At 70.2% G+C, this 2,015-nt stretch carries 2 protein-coding genes; both read left to right on the top strand.

The features are described 5' to 3' along the window. Positions 1-144 precede the first annotated feature (144 nt). Positions 145-1,380 carry a hypothetical protein gene (locus ACFWDO_RS21365; RefSeq protein WP_379312582.1) on the top strand — a complete coding sequence of 412 codons (1,236 nt, stop codon included), beginning with the start codon at positions 145-147 and terminating at the stop codon, positions 1,378-1,380. 23 nt (positions 1,381-1,403) lie between these two features. Beyond that, positions 1,404-2,015: acid phosphatase (locus ACFWDO_RS21360; RefSeq protein WP_380347178.1), on the top strand; the 612-nt coding region annotated here is incomplete at its 3' end.

Raw genomic sequence — 2,015 nt, 5'->3', positions numbered from 1 at the left:
CGGACACGCGCGCGCCAGCGCGCCGACAAACACAGTCGAACCGACCTGGGACTACCGAAGCCCGAATCCCCACCCCAGAACCCGTCACCCCCGCACACGACGGCGAACTCGGCCCAGTGATGCCGATCGGCTAGTGTCGCCTTCGTGCTCGCACCCGAACGGCGGACGCGCGCCGATATCTTCGTAGCAGTCGCGATCGCCGTCACCCTCGTGGTGGCGGCGTTCGTCGTATGGGCGCGCGCCGATGCCACCGGAACGGATTCGGTGACGGCGGCCTCCCCCGCCCCCACCATCACCGCGGCCACCCAGCTGCCCACCACCTTGCGCGAGCAGTGGCACGCCGCCGACGAGTCGAGCAGGCGCGCGCTCACGTCGGGCAATGTGGTGGTGACCGGCGACCACGGCACCGTGAGTGGGCGCGATCCGCTCACCGGCAATCAGCTGTGGTGGTATCGCCGGGATATGCCGCTGTGCGGGGTCGAGTCGCAGTTCGGGACCGTGATCGCGACCTATCGCGATCAGCGTGGGTGCAGCCAGTCCGTGATGCTCGAGGCCGATACCGGTGCGCGCCGGGTCGCGCGCAGCAGCTACATGGACGACGAGATCCGTGTCAGCGGTGACGGCACCTACCTGCTGGCGCTCGGCGCGAACCGGCTGGAGATGTGGCGTTCGGATCTGGTACGCACGCTCGAGTACGGCTACGTGGATGCCCCGGTGAATCCGAACACCCAGCCGCGCAACGGATGTGCCCTGCGGTCGGCCGCGTCGAGTTCCTCGCGGCTGGCCGTGCTCGAGCGCTGCCCGGGTGACGCGACCGACCGGCTGACCGTGCTCAATCCGGCGCCGAAGGAATCGACCGCCCCCGAGGAATACGGCTCGCGGGTGCTCACCGCACCGGGTGCCGACGCGCCGCAGATGCGGGTGATCGCGGTGTCGGACAACAAGATCGCGGTCTACTACCCGCCGACGCCCGCGACCGCCACCGGCCTCGGGCTGCCGGCCAGGATCGCCGTGCACGACGGCACCGGCAACGAGATCGCGACCTACCAGCTCGCCGCCCCGTGGGACGAGCGCACCACGGTGACCCGTCTCGGCTCGGCCATCTACGTCTTCACCGGCAACAGCCTGATCGCCTTGAGCTCCAGCTCATTACAGCCGGTCTGGACGGTGCGCGACGCACTAGGCACCCCCGCCCTGATGGCGGGCAGGCTGCTGGTCCCGGTCCCCGACGGGCAGCTCGCGGTGGACAGCGGCAACGGCGCGACCGTCGCCCAGATCCCGCTCGCGCGCACCGACTACCGCGGCGACACCATCTCCACCGCCGTCCTGGGCAACACGGTCTTCGAACGCCGCGGCGGACAGCTCTACGCGCTCGGCTGAACCCGCACTGCCATGATGGAACCATGTCCACACCCGATGCCCGCCTGGTCCTGCTGCGCCACGGCGAAACCGAGTGGTCGAGTCAGCGCAAGCACACCAGCTTCACCGACTTGCCGCTGACCGAGCTGGGCGAAACCCAGGCCGTCGCGGCCGGGCTGGTGCTGAAATCCCTCGACCTGCGCGATCCGCTGTGCTTCACCAGTCCGCGCCTGCGGGCGCGACACACCGCCGAACTGGCAGGTCTGTCGCCGATCGAGGTCGACGACGATCTGGTCGAGTGGAACTACGGCGAGTACGAGGGCATCACGACCGCGCAGATCCGCGAGACCGTCCCCGGCTGGACGGTGTGGACCGCGCCCGTGCCCGGCGGGGAGACGGCCGAACAGGTGGGCGCCAGGGCCGATCGGGTACTCGCCCGGGCGGAGCCGGAGCTGGCGCGGCGCGACGTGGTCCTGGTCGGTCACGGGCACTTCTCGCGGGTGCTGATCGCGCGCTGGGCGGAGTTCGCGGTGCGTGAGGGACGCCGCTTCGCGATGTCGACCGGTGCGGTGAGTGTGCTCGGCTTCGACCACGACGCCCGCTCCATCTGGGGCCACAACCTGACGACCCGCACCGAGCCGATCGAAGGAGTCCAC

Origin of the sequence: Isoptericola sp. NPDC060185 (genome assembly GCF_042728595.1) — a bacterium.
Taxonomy (GTDB): domain Bacteria; phylum Actinomycetota; class Actinomycetes; order Actinomycetales; family Cellulomonadaceae; genus Isoptericola.
This window is presented reverse-complemented; position numbering and strand designations above follow the sequence as displayed.